This is a genomic window from Bacillus cereus group sp. BfR-BA-01430, assembly GCF_022663115.1.
Classification (GTDB): domain Bacteria; phylum Bacillota; class Bacilli; order Bacillales; family Bacillaceae_G; genus Bacillus_A; species Bacillus_A cereus_BD.
The window spans coordinates 87,128-106,611 of record NZ_JAKUEW010000008.1 but is presented as its reverse complement, the minus strand read 5'-3'; the positions used below and the strand labels follow the sequence as shown (position 1 = coordinate 106,611).

Below are 19,484 nucleotides of genomic sequence, written 5' to 3'. Positions count from 1 at the left end.
GATAAAGTCCTTTCTTCATAAAATGAAACTTGAATCATGAGTGATTATGAGCCCTCACCAATCGGACTGTTACAGACAGGAAGGCTTCTACCTATTTTCCTTGCTTCTCTCTGAATCTTGAGGCAGAGTCTTACTGCCCTAAAAGAGCGGGATAAACTTTTCTACTTATATCTTTCCTTTTTAAGCTCATTAACATACAACAAAAAAATCTTTTCCTATATGATATATGTCCCTGTCAAATAAATAAAAAATGACATATTGTATGTTGTACCTTAAAATAAAGGAGGAAGTAACAATGGGTTTTGCATGTGGTAATGGCTTTGCGTTACTAGTCGTATTATTTATCCTCTTAATTATCGTCGGCGCTGCTTGTTTCTGCTAATGAGCACCTCACGATACGCAGATGAAAAAACTATAAAAGCGGGCACCTAAAATAGGTGTCCGCTTTTCATTTCGTACATATATGTGTTATAAGTTTAATAATGTCGCAATTTTTTTACTCTCAGCTTTGCGAATATGACGCTGATTTGCACGTAAAACAGCAATTTCATACAGTTTTTTCTCCGCCTCTGTCTCTGGAATCACGCGAGGGACAGGAACCGGCTTATTCTCTTTTCCAAGTGCAACAAATGTAACAAATGATGTTGCCGCGATACGCTGATTACCCGAAATTAAATCTTCCGCTACAACTTTCACAAACACTTCCATCGAGGTGCGCCCTGTCCAAATAACAAATGATTCATAACTTACACAATCTGTAGAACGGACTGGATGTAAAAAATCTACCCAATCCATTGATGCGGTTACACATTCCATCCTTGAATGCCTTGTTGCTGAAATGGATGCAATCATATCCATTTCAGCTAATATTTTACCTCCAAACAACGTATTATGATCATTTAAATCCGTTGGAAATACCCGGCTCGTTTTAAAAACTCTTGATTCATTCACTGTTTTTCCCTTTACTTCTTCCATTTCCTTCACCTCTTTAATCATTGGTTTACATAAAAATAGTAATCTTTTTATTTTTTCTAATATGATAGATATTACACTAGGTGAACTACATATTATATATTAACAATTTTTAGAACTTTATGTCTATTAAAAAAGAACCGATTGTTATCAATCGGCTCCTCTAAATACATATTGTTCTTTTGGCTGTTCCACTTTATTCCACTTCGTTACCTCTAATACTGGAATATTCGCACGGAATGGTTGATAAAATTCAGTTGAAATTGTTCCCTCAACTTGAATCCAATCATCATTTTTCCATTCTACTCCTTCTGGCTTTTTAACTAACATACCATACACACCGGAATCAGCAACACAATGAATAATTCCAAATCGGAATAAGAAATATTGTTCTTTCTTTGAAGAATCATCACGGAACACAAATCCTTTAAATGAAAGGGTCTTATCTGTAAATTCACCTGGATAATTATAAATTGTTTCCATTCCTTTTAAGAAATCCTCATCCTTTAAAGTAATATGATTTTTTGTAACATATTCTTTTTTCCCTTTCTCCATGACACCACGATATCCTTCTTTTCCGTAGTAAATGCTCGTATCAGGCTTTAAAAATTGCCTTGTCATAAATGGATCTTTACTATCAGCTTGTACAACAGGAAAATGAAATCCTTTCGTTTTAACAATATCTGAATCTAATGTTGCAATTGGAAAAAAGAGCCCTGAAATAATAGGAAAACAAAATAATGTATATGAAAACATTCGTTTCCACCATGTATTTTCATCTTTCGAATGGTCATGTCCGCAGTGGCTATGATTACAACTACAATCATGCTGTTGTTTTTCTTTTTGATGTTCTTTTTGAAACGTAACCATAATTTGCACAAATGTTAAAAAACCAAAAATAATAGCTGCTGTTGTAGATAAATATGCGTACTTCATATTAATATACTTTGTTATATTACCTGAAATATGAAGCTGTGCAATTAAAATTGTAAATCCAAGTAAAATATACGCTCGAAACATAAACTACCACCCCATCGCATAAATGAGTAGTGAGCTTGCATAAACGACAAGTGTAACTGTAGCTATCACAACAATTACAAATTTTGTTTTAAATGTCGCAAGCATCATAAACATATTTTTAATATCTACCATCGGTCCATAAACGAGGAACGCGACAAGTGATGCTGTTGAAAATGTACTTTGGAACGAAGATGCAATAAAAGCATCGGCTTCTGAACAAAGCGATAAAATATACGCTAACCCCATCATAACAGCCGATGAAGAAAATGGCCCTTGTCCAATCGCTAGTAACGTTGATGTTTGTACAAACGTTTGAACTGCAGCAGCAATGAGCGCCCCAATGACTAAATATTTTCCCATTGAGAAAAATTCTTCAACAGCATGTGTACATACATCCCACATTTTCTTACGTAAAGGGCGCTTATGATTGATTTCCGGAAAATGATTATCGCGTAGCTGATGGTTTTTAAACATAAATGATAATATAAGCCCAACAATAATCGCTACTACAATTGCGACAATGGAACGATACCATACCATTTGCATATTACTTCCAAATGCAACATATGTTGCAAATAATACAACTGGGTTAATAATCGGCCCTGTTAACATAAATGCAATTCCAGCATATGGGGGAACACCTTTTCCAATTAAACGTCTTACAATGGGAACAATCCCGCATTCACATCCTGGAAACATCATGCCAAGAAAAGTCGCTAAAAGGACTGATAAAAATCGGTTTTTCGGCATCCATTTTGCTACCATGTCCTCTGTTACAAACATTTGAATAAGTCCTGAAATAAATACACCAATTAGCACAAATGGTAGTGCTTCAATTAAAATTGAGATAAAAATTGTATTCATTTGCAGGAATGCTTTTGGTAATTGAAACAATTCCATGATGTATTTCCTCCACTTTTTCATTAACAATATGTAATTTTAACCCTTATTCATAAACCAAACAACCTTTATACAATTTCGAAATTTATGAAAATATATTTTTTTATATAGACAGCTAGAGCGTGATAATAACGAAAAAAGCTGTTCTAGCTTCATTTTCATACTAAGCTAGAACAGCTTTCTTGACTATTAAAAATAACGTTTCTTCCAAAAAATAAAGGCTAAACTGCAAGATAATACCGTACAAATAATCATAACAATTAGAAAACCATTCGGATTATTTTCAAGCGGAATCGCTACATTCATTCCAAAAAAACTTGAAACCATTGTTGGCAAAGATAAAATAATTGTAATGGAAGTTAATAATTTCATCACACTGTTCAAGTTATTTGAAATCACGGAACTAAATGTATTCATCATCCCACTCAAAATATTGCTATATATTTCAGCCATTTCAATAGCCTGTTTATTCTCAATTAATACATCCTCTAACAAATCTTGATCATCTTCATACATTTTAATAAACGTATTATTGCGCATTAATTTTTGAATTACAATTTTATTTGCTTTTAAAGATGTTGTGAAATATACTAAACTTTTCTCAAGACCTAATAAGGTGAAAATTTCTTTATTTTTCATCGACTTATTTAATTGATGTTCTAAGTCGACTGTTTTCCGGTTAATTTGTTTTAAGTATCTTAAATAATACGTAGAAATCGTATATAAAAGTTGCAGTGCAAAGCGCGTCTTTTTAAACGTATAAAACTCCTTAATACGCTGATTAATAAAACGCTCAAAAATTGGATTTTCCTCTAAACAAATGGTAACAAAACATTCTGGCATAACAATCATACCAATTGGGATCGTATCATATATTGAATTCCCTTCTTCATCATGCCTTACGGTAGGTATATCGACAATAATCAGTGCATTATCATCTTCTTTTTCAATACGCGAACGTTCTTCGTCATCCAAAGGGTCTTTAATAAAGTCCAATTCTACATTCAATGTTTGTACGAGAAATTGAATTTCCTCTTCTGTCGGATGGAGCACATTAATCCAACAACCTTTTTGAATTTCGTCAATTTCTTGTAATTTTCCGTTTCGGTCTGTTAAATAAATATTTAACATACTATCACCCCGATTCTTTTTACATGTACATGTGGGAATCTACCTCACTTAAATAACAGTTTTTAAACCACCATTTTCAGCATATGAAACAAACGTTGAAATTTCAATAGAAAAATTATTTTGAAAACGCTTTTTCACAAATCTTTTCAAATAGAAAAAGACAGAGTTGACCCTGCCCCTTAGAAAGCTTATGTTGCCTTTATAACATATTTAGAAAGCATCCACAAGTTAAATAAAACTGAAATCGTGTATCCAGCATATGTTGCAATAATAAAACTGACATAATCTAAGTATGGCAACAACATAATGTTTAGACTAACTTTCACCGCAACTCCAATCAATAAACCTAGCACTGTTTTTTGCTGTTGATTGATTCCTTGAAGCATCGCGGCAGTCACTGTAAATAACGAAAATAAAATACATGCAGGTGCATAGTACTGTAAAACACTACTTCCCATATCGGGATCATTCCCCATTCCAAATAAAAACGTGTACACTGGTTTCGCTAACACCATCATTCCAATTGCTGCTGGAAAGGTTATGCCAACTACGAATACATTTGTTTTTGTAAAATGTTTATACAATCGTTGTGTATTACCTGCTGTATAAGCTTTTGTCATTTCTGGAACAAGAGACATGCTAAAGGCTGTCGCAACAGAAACTGGAATTAGTACAACCATTTGCACAAGACCGATGATTGCATTAATCTTCTCAGCCTCTCCCTGTCCATACCCAACTTGTATTAATAGCTTATTAATCGTGAATGTATCAATCGTCTGGTAGAGCGGAATTGCTAAACTGACTACAACAAATGGAATCGAGTAAGTAAAAAGTTCTTTATATAATGAGAAAAAAGATTTTGTTGTTTTTGGAACACTGGTTAATTCTTTTTTCTTCAAATACTTTCGCCTTCTCATATAATAAGCACTTAAAATGCTTAATCCAGCTACTGCTCCCATAAACGCTCCAAAAGTTGAAACACCAACCGCTAACGAAATAGAAGCTTTACATATATACAAAACAACAAAACTTCCTATTAAAATTGTTAAAACGCGAAATATTTGCTCAATCACAACACTTGCTGCTGAAGGCCCCATAGATTGAAATCCTTGAAAAAAACCGCGCAGCAAACTCATCACAGGTACAATTAATAAAGCAAAGCTTACGATTTGAATGTTATATGTAACAGCACTTATGCTATTTCCAGTTTGATCATTTCCATCAATTACAATTTTAGCAAGGTACGGTGCTAACATAAACAATAATAGAAACGAAATCATTCCCATAAGTATCATAAAGATGATGCCACTTTTCAGAACTCTTTTCACCGTATGGTAATCGTTTAACTGATCATATTTTGAAACCATTTTTGAAACAGCAAGAGGCAACCCCATTGTTGCGATACTTAACATAATCGTATACGGTCGATACGCATAGGTGTAAAGTACATATCCACTCGTTCCCACCATAGCTGTAAACGGAATTACATATATAAAACCTAACATTTTTGATATCATTGTTGCTGACGTTAAAAATACTGTTCCACGTACAAACGGCGATCCTTTCATTTCATTCCCCCGCTACGCTTTATTATTACACATTATGGACAGCTTCTTCTCTTTAGAACAACAATATAAAAAAGCCAATGAAACCATCGGCTTTAACGAACTGTTTTTCTCTTTTTTAAAACTTTCAACCCCAAATATACAGCAATAAACAATACTGCTCCAATAATGATATAATGCGTATAATCAGCGGCGTATTCTTTTATATGACGCCAATTTCCTCCAAGCTTTTCCCCTAAATAAATAAAGAGAATGGACCAAGGTATAATCGCTACAACTGTATAAAGAGTGAAAAGTTTTAGCGGCATTTTAGCTAACCCTGCTGGAATAGAAATTGCATGGCGTACTACAGGTATAAATCTAGCAGAGAAAATGACCCCAGCGCCGTAGCGTTTAAACCAATTTTCAGCTATATCTAAATGATGCTTATTAATCAGCAAATATTTCCCGTACTTTTCAACTACTGGACGACCTCCGTAATAACCTAACCAATATAAAAAGATTTGTGCTAATGTCCCACCAATTGTACCTGCAATTACTGCACCTACAAAGCTAATCTTCCCCTGTACAACTAAAAAACCAGCATACGAGAGAACAATCTCACTTGGGATAATCTCAATCATTAATCCTAGGGCAACACCAAAATATCCTAGACTTGCGAAAAATTGCAATAATTGCTCTATTAAATTCGCTAACATGTCCTTACCTATCTCCTTTTCTATTCACATACCTTTCTATTATCCCATAAAGATTTGTCCCTGCCAATATATTCATGTTTCTCTTTTGAACGTATGCATCATCATTCAGCAATAGTCCACATCGAACCATTCTTTCTCATCTCTTTATTCAATCTAGCATTGGTTCTTTACATTTATCTTTCATAAATGTAAACATTTCTTTAATTTGCCATTCTGTATTTCTAGCAACGGATAATTCCGGTATTTCATTCTCTCCAAAAAACTTCACATCTTCTGTTTCTATACTCGTTTGCTTTTTACCCCCAACAATTTCACAACCAATAAATATCTTATATATGTGTGTTGCTGATGGTGATGGCTGATGTTTCTCTTTATCCAATATTGCTAATAACCGAAAATGATCCACTTCATATCCAGTTTCTTCATGAACTTCCTTTGCAGCAACCTCTGTTGGTGTGTAGCCGATATCTGCCCAGCCACCTGGTAACGCCCATTTTCCATCACTTTTTTCCTTTACAAATAATAACTTCTCATCTTGAAATACGACAGCTCGAACATCTACTTTTGGCGTTTGATATCCCGTCTCACTTGCAAATAACTTTTTGACCACTTCCCAATCTGTCTCTGTATAATAAGACATAATTGAGATGGATAAATCACGTAATTGTTGAAATCGTTCCATATCATATACATCTTTTGAATACGTTAATCCAGCTTGGGCAATAGCCTGTATTTGTTTGACCCAATTCACCCATTTCCCTTCCATTTTCATATCACCTGCTTCTTATTTCATCTTTGATTATTTCAACACTTTTCTTATGTTATATTTCACGAAGTTCTATTTCCATTATATAACAAAAAAGAGATTGATAGTGAACTCAATCTCTTTTTTGTCATCCCAATTCATGAAGATGCTCATATATATACTGCCTTCGATTTATGATATACTGAAAAATCATCTCAGCTTCTTGATCAAATGTTTCTATCTTTTCTTTCATATATGGATCTTGCATCATAAAGGGACGAATCGATTTACACAATTCTTCTACTTTTGGTCTCATAAAAGAAACTGTAAATTTTTCTTCCAAAATCTCTTCTAAAATACTTCGATATTGTTTACGAAAAGCTGGTATATCCAGAAGTCTTGCACTTAATGTATTATATCCTTGAATGCGAATATATTCGTGATTAAGGGGTCTTCCTTCTACGTCTCGCCCCCAAGTTGCATCATAATCCCATGGTATAACTTCAAATAAATTTGTTTCATCATTATGATACAATGCGTAGTTATGCACAAATCCATCAAAATTTTGAGTAAGAATTACACCTGCCAGCCAGCGCAAATATTTTTCAACATGAAGATATTTTACAATTTCCTTTTCATATTTTTCACGAGGAATGACATTTGCTTGATAAACAAACTCGCTGAGTTGTTCTTCACTATTTTCATTCGCACACTTAAATTCGTATCCTGAAAAAAGTTCTGTTTTCACATCTTGATTTCGTTCACTTATTAAAGAAAAATTCGCATCATCATCAATCGCATAAAAAATAGATCCACTTGGTAATCCTCTGCTCTTCAAAAAGTTTTCATCAACTGATTCTAATTGTAAATATACTCCTTGCACTTGACCATTTATTTTCACAAACACATGTTGTGATTTTGGAGAAAGTACCCCTATCTCATTAAAAAAATCCAGCGACAACTTGTTTCGAATAAGAGATGGATCTTTGAACTCAGAATTCAAATGAAATTCTTTTACCCCATGAAAGTGCTTTGGTTTATAAAACATGACATGATACGATTTCTTCTCAAACTCACGAATATGTGCTCCACGGTAAACAATATCAATATCATATTTTCTCTTACCATACGTTAGTTTTGCTGGGACAGGACTATCTGACCAAATATCCTTCTTTAGCTCTACCAAATACATTGGATGAATAAAAAAATCGTAAGAAGGCAACATTCTTTTTCCCCCTCTTCTCATTTCTCTTCATTCAATGTATGCTAATTGTTTTGTCCCTACATCCGCTATCTATCTATTTCTCTAAAATTTACACTCTTGTCCCATTCACGAAGTACCTTCCTCTCATATTATGATTACTGGTAAGAAAATACAAATATATTTACACCATACTAAGGAGGGCTTTCTATGAAAAGGGATATAAGAAAAGCTGTCGAAGAAATCAAAAGTGCGGGTATGGAGGAATTTTTACACCAAGATCCATCTACTTTTGAATATGATGACTATTCGAGCCAAAAGTGTGACAAGCATTCTCACGGTCATCAACGTCGCACAAAATGTCGTTGTCCTCGTACAAAATGTACGCACGTTAAACATTGTACGTTTGTCTCAAAATGCACACGCGTCAAACACTGTACATTTGTTACGAAACGCACACATGTCCGCGTACAAAAATGGACATTTGTCTCAAAATGTACACGCGTTAAAGATTGTAAATTCGTTACAAAGCGTACACGCGTAAAGAAATGCACATTTGTTACAAAATGCGTTCGTTATGAGAAAAAACATTATTGGACAAAACGATGCTACTGTAAAAAATGTGTGTTCTACCCAAATAATCACGGACATCATCAAGAGCACTCATCACATCATCAAGATGACTATCATGACAAAAACTCTAATCGAAAAAAGAAAAAATATGATTATTGGTGGTATCGAAAACGTCATCAAGATCATTGTGATGAGCACGAAAAATAGGAAAAGGCCGCGGATAGCGGCCCTTTTTCATCCTAATAAAATGTCATATGTGGCTTCGCTTCCTTATAGTATTGTAACCGATCTTCTAATGTACCTGTATGGAATTCAAACTTATGTCCATCTGGATCAGTAAAATAAATAGATTCACAATCTCTTACATCTCGTTTCCTTCCTTGTAAAATATGAACATCATTTTCTTTTAATCGCTGTAATAATCGCTCAAAATCTTCTTTCTCGATAGAAAAAGCAATATGTGTATAAGATTGATGGATTTCATTTCTAGGAACATCAGTCTCTTCATTCAGTGCTATCCAAGTTCCACATATACGAAAATAGGCAAGCTTTCTCCCCTTAACTAACAATTCTCCTTCTAATACTTTTTCATAAAATGCAATGGATGTTTCCAAATTCGAAACGGAAAAACAAATGTGATTGATTCCTTTTAACAACATGATTCCTCCTAATGCAAAAAAGATGAGTGAAAATTCACCCATCTTTCATTTTACTACTTTTTCGTTATATATGCCCACTTATAACTAAAATCACCACCAAAAGTATGATTAGCGATTCCTTTTACATATGGCTTTTCTAAATATGCTGTACTTTGTTGATACGATGGTGAAATTGCAGCATCTTTGCCAATTAATATTTTCTCAGCCTCAGCAAGTGCCTTCCAGCGGGCTGCATCATCTTTCAAAAGTTCACCTTTTGATTTCGCTATAAGCTCATCATATTCCGGATTCGAATAAGCCATTTCGTTAAATGAACTTTCTGTTATAAACATATCTAAATACGTCATTGGATCTGGATAATCTGGGCTCCAAGCTGAAAGTGAAAATTCATATTGTAATTTCTTCTCTAAATCTAACTTTTGCTTATATGGCTGTTGTTTTAAGTTTACTTTTAAACCTGGTAAGTTTTTCTCTAGCTCTTCTTTAATAAAGTCTCCAACTTTCTTACGGCTACCGTTATCATCATTTAACAGTTCTACTGTTATTGTCTCTTGACCGAGTTCTTTCTTCGCTTCCGTCCATAATTTTTTTGCTTTTTCTACATTATCTTTTTTAGCGCGGAAATTTTTATTCACAGTACGGAAATCCTTTCCATCAGGTCCTGTTGTGAACTTTTCTGGCACTAGGAAATAAGCGGGTAAAGAACCATCATTTAAAATAACATTGGCAATCCCTTTTTTATCATACGCTAAGTCAATCGCTTCTCGAACCTTTTGATTTTTAAACGTTGGATTTTGTTGATTAAATCGTAAGAAATACATACGCGGGTCTAATTTTGTCTTAAACTCATCTGGTTTATTCTTTTTATATTTATCAACAAATTCAGAGCTTAAAATAACGCGATCTACTTCATTACTGTCATATAAGTTTACACCCGTGCTCGTTTCTTTTACAACACTTACGTTAATTTCCTCTAACTTCACGGTATCTTGATCCCAATAATTTGGATTTTTCTTTAATTGATAACTTTGTTCATGTTTCCATTCTGATAATGTAAATGGTCCATTATACAAAATGGTATCTGCTTCTAATGCATACTTATCTCCTTGTTCCTTGACGAACTTCTCATTTAAAGGGAAAAAGGTTGGGAACGAAGTCAGTTCAAGAAAATACGGTGCGGGTTGTTCTAATTCGACTACTAATGTTTTATCATCCTTTGCCTTGACCCCAAGTTGATCAAGCGGGAGTTCCCCTTGATTTACTTTTTCTGCATTTTTCACATCAAATAAAATAAAAGCATATTCAGCAGCCGTAGCTTTATCAAGTGCACGCTGCCAAGCATATACAAAATCTTGAGCACGAACTGGTTCCCCATTAGACCATTTTGCATCGCGTAGTTCGAATGTATATGTCTTCTTATCTTCACTAATCTTTACATCTTTAGCCATACCTGGAGTCGGTTTATTATCTTTATCTAATCGATATAATCCCTCCATTGCATTTACAAATACTCGAAACGACACAGAATCTGTTGATTTCGATGTATCCATCGAAGGAATTTCTGCTGTTTCTAATAAGTTGAGCACTTGTTTATCAGCTATTCCTTTATTTGATTCCTTCTTCGTTGTTGATACTTTCTCCCCATTTCCACACCCTACAACAAACATACTAGTTGTTAACATAAATGCAGCAAGTGTTGAAACTTTTTTCTTCATCGATCTTCCCCCCCACTCTGTATGTATACAATAAAGCATGTATGATTATATTATACAAAAGATTCTGATTTTTTAAAATAATTTGTTTGGATAATCAAAAAAACGCATGGAAAATAATACTCCCATACGCTTTTTACAGTATCTTTTTCGAATCATCCCATTGCAATTCATCATCTAACTCAAATGAATTTTGAATTTGAAATACATCTTCCATCATTTTCAAAAACTCTTTTTCTCCTTGCGGCTGTCCATTTATCGAAAGAGAATACGGTTCAATCTCATGCAATTGATAATCAACAACGAACTGAATCATAATTTTTCGCCTTGGCATATCTCGAGTATATCCATGAAACTCAACCAACTCTAAACCATCTGTTCCCCGATAATAATCCCATTGTGATTGCTGAAAATACAAGTCAAACGATTCACCAATCGTAAAGAATGGATACTCATAAAGTGAACTTGTTCGTACCTTTCGGATTACATCTTGATCAGTCGGAAAGAAAAAATGACTTAAAAATATACTAGCGGCTGTTAAAACAGTAACCATTACTGCTCCTATTTTGCTTGTTCCACCACTATCACGAATCAAATAACTTTCGATCGCTTTATCTTTAATTTCTTTCGCCTTTATTCGATATATTTTCCTCTCAGCAAATCGATAATATAGGCCATTTGCAAAGAGCCCGACTCCTATCATCATGAAAATGAGCAACAAAAATGTAAGCGGAACTATATTAATAATAGGAAGCGCTACATTAAAACCCATATAGTAAGAAAACGCATCGCATGCTACTAATGAAATTACAAATAAAAAGGCTGGCAAATAATACTTACGATACGCAAACCATCCAACATTAAAAATAGCTGCCCAGCCGTTCCAACTCCATCTTGCAATTCTTTTATTCTCTTTATTCCATTTCTTTCTGTAATACGGATAATGCACTCCAACAAATTGTTCGATAGCTGTTTCGAGTGGAGAAATTACCCCGTTTGATTCATTATGCAATATTCGCTGACAATCATTACAGTTCCACTGATGATCAGCACAAGGATTTCCACAATTTATACACTGCAAAACGATCCCTCTTTCCATGACTTTACCCTATTCATCAACTTACAAATATAATAAATAGAACATTTCTCCTCCGTTCACTCCACGACTTTTTCATAGAGGATCTTCTATTTTTATTTCAAAATCCCCTCATGCTTTAGCAACCATTCTTTCCTCCATAACCCGCCTGCATAACCAACAAGCTTTCCACTTTTCCCAATTATACGATGACAAGGAACAATGATTGAAATTGGATTTCGACTATTCGCCCCACCTATTGCTCGCACAGCTTTTTGATTCCCAATTTTTTTTGCAATATCTAAATATGAAGCGCTCGTTCCGTATGGAATGGTATAAAGAGCCTCCCATACCTTTTGTTGAAATGCTGTTCCCTCTGCTGATAATGGAACAGAAAACACGGTTCTCTTCTGATTAAAATATTCATCTAATTCTGCAATACACTGCTCGACAACAACATTTGGATTCTCTTCCCCTTGTTCTTCAACAAATAGAATAGATGTAATCCCTTTTTCATTTGCTGTAACTTCAAGTAATCCTACTTCACTTTTATAATAAGCTCGATACATACTCTATCCCCCAGTATATTTCATATTTGTAATTGTAACATAAACTACAACTTTAATCAGTGAAGAACCCCTTTCCGTTCTTTTTCAACAAGCGTTTTATTATGGAAATAAAGATGATAATGATACAATGGTAAAAACGACTGCAAGGGGGAATAAATGTGAATACGCAACTTTTCTCACCATTTACGATTCAAAATGTTACATTAAAAAATCGTATTGTCATGTCACCAATGTGTATGTACTCATCTGAAAATGAAGATGGCAAAGTAACGAATTTTCACCTCATCCATTACGGAACAAGAGCTATGGGCCAAGTCGGACTTGTCATGCTTGAAGCAACAGCTGTTGCCGCCGAAGGACGCATTTCGAATAAAGATTTAGGCATTTGGAATGATGAACATATTGAAGGATTACGGAAAACCGTATCACTTATCAAAGAAAATGGTTCAAAAGCTGCTATTCAATTGGCTCATGCTGGACGAAAAGCCGAACTACATACAGATCCAGTTGCTCCTTCAGCTATCTCTTTTAACGATAAAATGAAAGTTCCAGTCGCAATGAATAAGGAACAAATTCAAGATACAATTTCAGCCTTTCAAAAAGCAGCAATCCGCTCAAAGCAAGCTGGGTTTGATGTAATTGAATTACATGGCGCACATGGTTACCTCATTAACGAATTTCTTTCTCCACTATCCAATAAACGAACAGATGAATATGGAGGAACGGCAGAAAATCGCTATCGTTTTTTACGTGAAATCATTCGTGCTGTAAAAGAAGTTTGGGAGGGACCTTTATTCGTTCGTATTTCCGCGGATGATTATCATCCTGAAGGATTGACAGTAGATGACTATGTTCCATTTGCAAAATGGATGAAAGAGCAAGGCGTCGACCTGATTGATTGCAGTTCTGGTGCAGTCGTTCCTGCTCATATCGATGTTTATCCTGGCTACCAAGTCAAATATGCGAAACACTTAAAAGAACATGCTCAAATCGCAACCGGAGCAGTTGGGCTTATTACAAGCGGCGTACAAGCAGAACAAATTTTAGTAAACAATGAAGCCGATTTAATTTTTGTTGGTCGTGAGTTACTGCGCAATCCATATTTTCCAAGAACAGCTGCGAATGAACTTGGCTTTGAACTAAAAGATCCTCATCAATACAGCCGTGCTCCTGGTAAAATTGCAAATACAGCCAAATAAAAAAACGAGAAGGCTTTTTTCTTCTCGTTTTTTCTCCTCTATTTATGGACAACACGTTCTCACTAATAGAAATTTTCATTTATTCCATTACGGTAATTTCTTTTGAATTATAAATATGAATACCAGCCTCTTCACGAAGCGCTGCAATATACATGCCTCTAGCAACTTGTTCGGCAGAAATGGGTTTATACTTTTTTAACGTACCTTTAAATATGAATGGTAACAGGCCAGAAATTTTTTCTGCCATTCTTTCACCAAAACGAAATTCTTCTCGCTCTCCTAATAATAACGATGGTCTAAAAATATGAATACCTTCGATTACTAACTTTTGCAATTCTTCTTCCATTTTCCCTTTTACTTGTGAATAGAAAAAAATGGACTTTGAGTTTGCATTCATAGAAGAAATAACAAGAAAATTTTGTACGCCTTGTTTTTCAGACAAACAAGCTGCACGCAATGTATATTCATAGTCTACTTTTTTAAAATTAGCTTTCGTTCTTGCTTTCTTAATCGTTGTTCCTAAGCAGCTAAATACATCATCAACAGCAAAAAACTCTTTATACTCTTCCAATATCGAAAAATCCACTTGTTTTTGTTGTAATTTTTCATGCTTTAGTTGCAGCGGTTTTCTCACAAAAATAGTAACCGAATCATAGTAATCAGAATCAAGCAATAGCTGCGTTACTTCTTGTCCAACTAAACCACTTGCGCCGAGTACTAATGCTGTTCGTTTATTCATTTACATTTATACCTCTTTATCTACTTTTATCCCGCTTAAGCGGAAAACATGTCTCCTAATTTATCCAACTATTTATAAGCAGTAAGACTCCCACCTCACAATTTTAATAAAAGCTTCGGAGAGAGTCTGCTACCTATAAAAAACTTCGCTTTATAGGAGTTTCCTCTTTACCATTTTATCATAAGTACTAAACGATGAGTTATTTAAACGTCCTGCTCTTTCTCTTTTTCTACTTCTGTTGGCAATTTTGTTACCAATGTAGAATCACCTAAATGATGAATGACTGCCTTTAAAAAAATTAACACCCAAACTAACGGTACTACGACTGCTAATATGAATAAAATTGCTAATGCCGTGTAACTCAATCGCTCATCCCCTTTTTCTTTCTCTCTCCCTCAATATATGAAAACAATGTTGTCACATATGCACGTTCCCTAACATTTAATACTGTTCTTTTTGACAAATTTATAACAAAAAACAAATCGTAATCATTATTATTTATTGCAACTTTTCTAAAGATGTATTATACTAAGTTCGCAACTTAAAACGTAATTATTCCGTTTTATAACAAAAAAATGATTTTCTTCATTTATTGGGAAAGAATAATCTTGTAAAAAAGCGAAAAGAGGAGAATTCCATGAGTAAAAGATTAACCTTATTTTCATTCCTATTAGTTTTCACATTAATCTTTGCTGGCTGTTCCGCTAAAAAGAATAGTGTTGCAAAAAAAGATGGTAAACTTTCTGTGTATACAACTATTTTTCCACTTGCCGATTTTACTAAAAAAATTGGTGGCGATTATGTAAATGTCGAAATGATTTATCCACCAGGTGCTGATTCTCATACATATGAGCCTAGCCAAAAGCAAACTGTTCAAATTGCAAAAGCAGACTTATTTGTATATAACGGTGCTGATTTAGAACCATTTGCGGAAAAGATGGAAAAAACATTGAAACAAGAAAACGTACAAACTGTAAATGCATCCCAAGGTATTGATCTGCATGCTTCATCTGAAGATGAGCATCATGAACAAGAAAGCGACCATAAAGAACATGCTCATCATCATGATCAAGATCCACACGTTTGGTTAGACCCAACTCTTGCGATGAAACAGGCAGAAAAAATTAAAGATGCCCTTGTAAAGCTACAACCTGAACATAAAAAAGAATTTGAAAAAAACTTTGCAGCTCTACAAACAAAATTTACTGATTTAGACGATCATTTTAAATCTGTAGTTACCAATGCAAAAACAAAAGAAGTTTTAGTTTCTCATGCGGCATATGGATACTGGGAACATCGTTACGGCTTAAAACAAATTCCAATCGCTGGCATTTCATCTTCGGAAGAACCATCTCAAAAAGAATTAGCTACGATTACAAAAACAGCGAAAGAGCATGGTTTAAAATATATTTTATTTGAAACATTTTCTACTCCAAAAGTTGCTGAAGTGATTCAAAAAGAAACTGGTACAAAAATTTTGCGTTTAAATCATCTTGCTACAATATCTGAAGATGACGCAAAGAAAAATAAAGATTACTTTACGTTAATGGAAGAAAACGTGAACGCTTTAAAAGAAGCTACAAATTAAATTTTTCAAAGGCAGCTGATGATTCAGCTGTCTTTTTATGCTTAATACAACTTGACTTACATAAAATAACAAGTACAATTATCCATATTATGAAAGATCTCATTCAGAAAGTGAGTTGGAACTATGAATCTTCACATTTGTGAAGTAACGGCAAATAATTGGCGTTCCGTCGCTGCTTTACATGTAGCAAGCGAGCAACAACAATTCATTGAAAGTAATGCGTTTTCTTTAGCAGAATCATTATATGAAGGAAACGGAACATCAATAGGCTTATATGATGGAGAAACGCTTGTCGGGTACGCCATGTATGGCTGGTATTCTAAAGAAAATGATAGCATATGGCTAGATCGCTTCATGATTGATTACCATTTTCAAGGACAGGGATATGCCAAACGTTTTCTTCACTTACTCATACCTTATTTGCAAGAAAAATTTCAATGTAAAAAAGTGTATTTAAGTCTTCATCCAGACAATAACGTAGCAATGAAACTATATGAATCATTCGGTTTTCGCTTAACTGGTGATATCGATGACAGCGGTCCTGTTGTAGGTGTTGTGATGGAATTGCTTCTACATAAGAGATTCAGCCTATGAAAATAGGCTGTTTTTTTATTGATTCCTAATACATTTTCTATTTCTCATTACGAACATATCTACAATAAAAAACTGTACATAATTAATAAGTGTACCCAAATCCCTTTTCAAATCAAGTTGTTAACTCTTTAAATAAATGTACATAATAAAAAAACGTGCATAAATCCTATATATTTTGCACATTTTTTTATTAACCAAAAAGGAATTCACTCTTTGCTCTTAATAAATTCCTCATATTCTAAAATAAACATTACTTCAACATCCTCCTCACTAAGTTTATCCCATCTTCCTACAAAACCTTACCATGTTACTTTCCTTATCAACAATGTTATTCCAAAACTAAGTAACCTTTAATCTTCTATGTTCCGTTAGACCTAACGCTCTCTCTGTAAAAATTCCCAATTTCCAACCACTTCATTCGCCACTATCAGGTTTTAATCATTCAGCTTGATACAGTCATATCCATTCATGCAAGCTTTGGAACAATGGATATGATAAAAAAAGAACAGATTGATTTACAAAATCAATCTGTTCAAAAACAAAAAAATTACCCATCAATTGTTTGAACCAACAACATAAAATAAAATTCCACTAAAAATGAACTTGCTAGATACTCTTCTAGTTAATTTTTACACCCGAAGCATTAAAATAATACAATTCATAATAAGCTTTGGAGTTACAATATTCGCAATTAATCTCTATATTAATTTGACATATATTCGGAATTTCAAGATTCCTTATACCACTTAACACATGTTTTTGACATACAAACAAAGATACCCACTCCTTCACAACCCACTATACTTTAATTATTATTGAAACTATCATAGCTATTCCAGATACCAATTTATTACTCCGCGACTATCAATTCCTCCTCTCCAATCGAAATTTACCCCTCGAATATTAATATTAAATGCCTCAATTAAATTTTGAGAGTACAAAAATACGCAAGGCGCTTCCTCATATACAAGTTCTGTCCACCTTGCATATATTTCTCTCCTTACACTATTATCCATCGCTTGTTCACCTATTGACGCTTCTTCAATATACAAATCACTCTTATCATTAATCCACCTTGAATAATTAAATTTATCTGTACTTCTCCAGACACCACTTACAGCCGTGTCTGGGTCAGGTGACATATTCCATCCAGATAACCACATTTCAACTTGGTCGTTTTGAATTGCTTGGGAATGTTGATCAAATGTCCTTGGATTATTAATCTGAACTTTCAATCCTATATTCTCCAAATCATTCTTAATACACAAAACGACTCGTTCTCTAACACTATCACCTATTGGATAATCTAAATTTAGAACAATCTCTTCTCCACTAGGACTTTCTAAAAAATTATCATGATTAATATCTTTATAGCCAGATTTAAAAAGAATTTCTTTTGCTAATTCTGGATTATAATATTCTTTTTTCTCTAACTCCTTATTGTATGCCCAACAATTTTTAGGGATTGGTTGATTAATAACGACCGCATGATTTAATAGTAATTCTCTTACTATTAAATCACGATCTATGCATAGACTTATAGCTTTTCTCAAATGAATATCACATAACTTTTCATTATTAACTTTAAAACCCAGGTACTGATAACTTAATGCTGGGGTTTCTTTAATTTCTATATTTTCCAAAAGCATTAATTCGTCGTACATTTCTGGTGGGATGCTAGTAATACAATGTACCTTTTCCTGTTTTAATAGTGAAAGTACATCCCCTTTATTTATAGTTTGAATATTTATATTATTAATGAAGGGTTTGTTTTCTAAAAAATAATTTTCATTGCGTTCTAATTCTATACAAGATAAATCCTTTATTTCCTTAAATTTATATGGTCCATTGCCTATAGGCTTTTTACATGTTCTTAAGTATTTGCCAATCTCTTGAGGACTTATTTTTTCAAATACGTGTTTAGGTATTGGAGAAATTTGAGCCAATTTTGCTAAAGCAGTTGAATTAGGAGTAGTAAACTCAATAATAAATTCATAATCATTAATCTTCTCAATTCCTTTAATGCTACTTTCCAATCCTTTACTTTTCTCATATACTCCCTTAATGTTGCTAATAGTATAAAGCCGAGCACCTTTGTAGCTTTGAGAAGCAATCATCTCATAAGTAAATATCACATCTTCAGCAGTAAATTTTTCATTATCATGCCAAAGCACATCTTTTCTTAATTGAACATATAATTTTTTGTAACCTTCAATAAACTTCCAATCTGTTGCAAGTACAGGAATACTTAACTCCATGTATTTATCATATGTAAACAGGGGTTCAAAAGTATAATTTAAAATATATCTATCATACTGACTTTCAAAATAAATAGGGTTAAAAACCCCCTTTGGCGATTGGAGTATTCCGATTATAACTTTTTCATCTTCTTTAGCCTTAACATCCATATTTTTTTGCTTAGATATTAACACTTTCTATTCTCCTTTCAATCGAGCAGGAGGGGGGCAATTGATCCCACCCTCTCACACCACCATACATACAGATCCATATACGACGGTTTCATGGAATCAGACGGACCACGAT

At 33.9% G+C, this 19,484-nt stretch carries 20 protein-coding genes; 5 read left to right on the top strand and 15 right to left on the bottom strand.

The window, feature by feature from the left end; translation table 11 throughout:
• Nucleotides 1-295: 295 nt before the first annotated feature.
• Nucleotides 296-382, top strand: a complete 87-nt coding sequence (locus tag MR058_RS14760; RefSeq protein ID WP_081428364.1) for a YjcZ family sporulation protein — start codon at nt 296-298, stop codon at nt 380-382.
• An 86-nt stretch (nt 383-468) separates the two neighbouring features.
• Here the strand turns inward: MR058_RS14760 and MR058_RS14755 are convergent, their stop codons facing one another.
• The 8 genes from MR058_RS14755 to cotH all read right to left on the bottom strand — a co-directional run bounded on the left by MR058_RS14755 (nt 469) and on the right by cotH (nt 8,256).
• Nucleotides 469-975 carry an acyl-CoA thioesterase gene (locus MR058_RS14755; RefSeq protein ID WP_242144711.1) on the bottom strand — a complete coding sequence of 169 codons (507 nt, stop codon included), beginning with the start codon at nt 973-975 and terminating at the stop codon, nt 469-471.
• 147 nt (nt 976-1,122) lie between these two features.
• Nucleotides 1,123-1,992: a TIGR03943 family putative permease subunit gene (locus MR058_RS14750; RefSeq protein ID WP_242144710.1), complete on the bottom strand. Its 870-nt coding sequence runs from the start codon at nt 1,990-1,992 to the stop codon at nt 1,123-1,125.
• A 3-nt stretch (nt 1,993-1,995) separates the two neighbouring features.
• Nucleotides 1,996-2,892 carry a permease gene (locus tag MR058_RS14745; RefSeq protein WP_242144709.1) on the bottom strand — a complete coding sequence of 299 codons (897 nt, stop codon included), beginning with the start codon at nt 2,890-2,892 and terminating at the stop codon, nt 1,996-1,998.
• 189 nt (nt 2,893-3,081) lie between these two features.
• Nucleotides 3,082-4,023 (bottom strand): magnesium transporter CorA family protein, encoded by a 942-nt coding sequence (locus MR058_RS14740; RefSeq protein WP_242144708.1) that lies wholly within the window; start codon nt 4,021-4,023, stop codon nt 3,082-3,084.
• 188 nt (nt 4,024-4,211) lie between these two features.
• Entirely contained in the window at nt 4,212-5,591 is a 1,380-nt protein-coding gene (locus tag MR058_RS14735; protein WP_242144707.1) for a putative polysaccharide biosynthesis protein, read from the bottom strand.
• A 92-nt stretch (nt 5,592-5,683) separates the two neighbouring features.
• Nucleotides 5,684-6,286 (bottom strand): undecaprenyl phosphate transporter UptA, encoded by a 603-nt coding sequence (gene uptA / locus MR058_RS14730; RefSeq protein WP_242144706.1) that lies wholly within the window; start codon nt 6,284-6,286, stop codon nt 5,684-5,686.
• Nucleotides 6,287-6,434: 148 nt separating this feature from the next.
• On the bottom strand, nt 6,435-7,052 hold the full coding sequence (locus tag MR058_RS14725) for an NUDIX hydrolase N-terminal domain-containing protein (RefSeq protein WP_242144705.1): 618 nt from the start codon (nt 7,050-7,052) through the stop codon (nt 6,435-6,437).
• A gap of 127 nt (nt 7,053-7,179) precedes the next feature.
• Nucleotides 7,180-8,256 carry a spore coat protein CotH gene (cotH, locus tag MR058_RS14720; RefSeq protein WP_242144704.1) on the bottom strand — a complete coding sequence of 359 codons (1,077 nt, stop codon included), beginning with the start codon at nt 8,254-8,256 and terminating at the stop codon, nt 7,180-7,182.
• A 186-nt stretch (nt 8,257-8,442) separates the two neighbouring features.
• On the opposite strand from cotH, the gene exsB reads away from it, so the two are divergent.
• The gene (gene exsB / locus MR058_RS14715) at nt 8,443-9,012 is read left to right on the top strand and encodes an exosporium protein ExsB (RefSeq protein ID WP_242144703.1); all 570 of its coding nucleotides are present in this window, start codon (nt 8,443-8,445) and stop codon (nt 9,010-9,012) included.
• 32 nt (nt 9,013-9,044) lie between these two features.
• Here exsB and fosB read toward each other — a convergent pair whose 3' ends face one another.
• From fosB to MR058_RS14695, 4 genes are all read right to left on the bottom strand, one after another.
• The gene (gene fosB, locus MR058_RS14710; protein WP_242144702.1) at nt 9,045-9,461 is read right to left on the bottom strand and encodes a FosB/FosD family fosfomycin resistance bacillithiol transferase; all 417 of its coding nucleotides are present in this window, start codon (nt 9,459-9,461) and stop codon (nt 9,045-9,047) included.
• 56 nt (nt 9,462-9,517) lie between these two features.
• Nucleotides 9,518-11,179, bottom strand: coding sequence for a peptide ABC transporter substrate-binding protein (locus tag MR058_RS14705; protein ID WP_242144701.1), 1,662 nt, complete (start codon nt 11,177-11,179; stop codon nt 9,518-9,520).
• A gap of 133 nt (nt 11,180-11,312) precedes the next feature.
• Complete coding sequence (locus tag MR058_RS14700; protein ID WP_242144700.1) at nt 11,313-12,275, bottom strand: DUF2628 domain-containing protein; 963 nt, start codon at nt 12,273-12,275, stop codon at nt 11,313-11,315.
• 92 nt (nt 12,276-12,367) lie between these two features.
• Nucleotides 12,368-12,820 (bottom strand): methylated-DNA--[protein]-cysteine S-methyltransferase, encoded by a 453-nt coding sequence (locus MR058_RS14695; protein WP_242144699.1) that lies wholly within the window; start codon nt 12,818-12,820, stop codon nt 12,368-12,370.
• Nucleotides 12,821-12,978: 158 nt separating this feature from the next.
• Between MR058_RS14695 and namA the strand changes: the two genes are divergently transcribed.
• Nucleotides 12,979-14,019, top strand: coding sequence for an NADPH dehydrogenase NamA (namA, locus tag MR058_RS14690; RefSeq protein ID WP_242144698.1), 1,041 nt, complete (start codon nt 12,979-12,981; stop codon nt 14,017-14,019).
• A 79-nt stretch (nt 14,020-14,098) separates the two neighbouring features.
• Here namA and MR058_RS14685 read toward each other — a convergent pair whose 3' ends face one another.
• On the bottom strand, nt 14,099-14,758 hold the full coding sequence (locus tag MR058_RS14685; RefSeq protein WP_242144697.1) for an oxidoreductase: 660 nt from the start codon (nt 14,756-14,758) through the stop codon (nt 14,099-14,101).
• Nucleotides 14,759-14,961: 203 nt separating this feature from the next.
• Nucleotides 14,962-15,123, bottom strand: coding sequence for a hypothetical protein (locus MR058_RS14680; protein ID WP_242144696.1), 162 nt, complete (start codon nt 15,121-15,123; stop codon nt 14,962-14,964).
• Nucleotides 15,124-15,395: 272 nt separating this feature from the next.
• On the opposite strand from MR058_RS14680, the gene MR058_RS14675 reads away from it, so the two are divergent.
• Nucleotides 15,396-16,346 (top strand): metal ABC transporter substrate-binding protein, encoded by a 951-nt coding sequence (locus tag MR058_RS14675; protein WP_242144695.1) that lies wholly within the window; start codon nt 15,396-15,398, stop codon nt 16,344-16,346.
• A gap of 123 nt (nt 16,347-16,469) precedes the next feature.
• Nucleotides 16,470-16,940 (top strand): GNAT family N-acetyltransferase, encoded by a 471-nt coding sequence (locus MR058_RS14670; protein ID WP_242144694.1) that lies wholly within the window; start codon nt 16,470-16,472, stop codon nt 16,938-16,940.
• Nucleotides 16,941-17,770: 830 nt separating this feature from the next.
• Here MR058_RS14670 and MR058_RS14665 read toward each other — a convergent pair.
• The gene (locus tag MR058_RS14665; protein WP_242144693.1) at nt 17,771-19,372 is read right to left on the bottom strand and encodes an ABC transporter substrate-binding protein; all 1,602 of its coding nucleotides are present in this window, start codon (nt 19,370-19,372) and stop codon (nt 17,771-17,773) included.
• Nucleotides 19,373-19,484 lie beyond the last annotated feature (112 nt).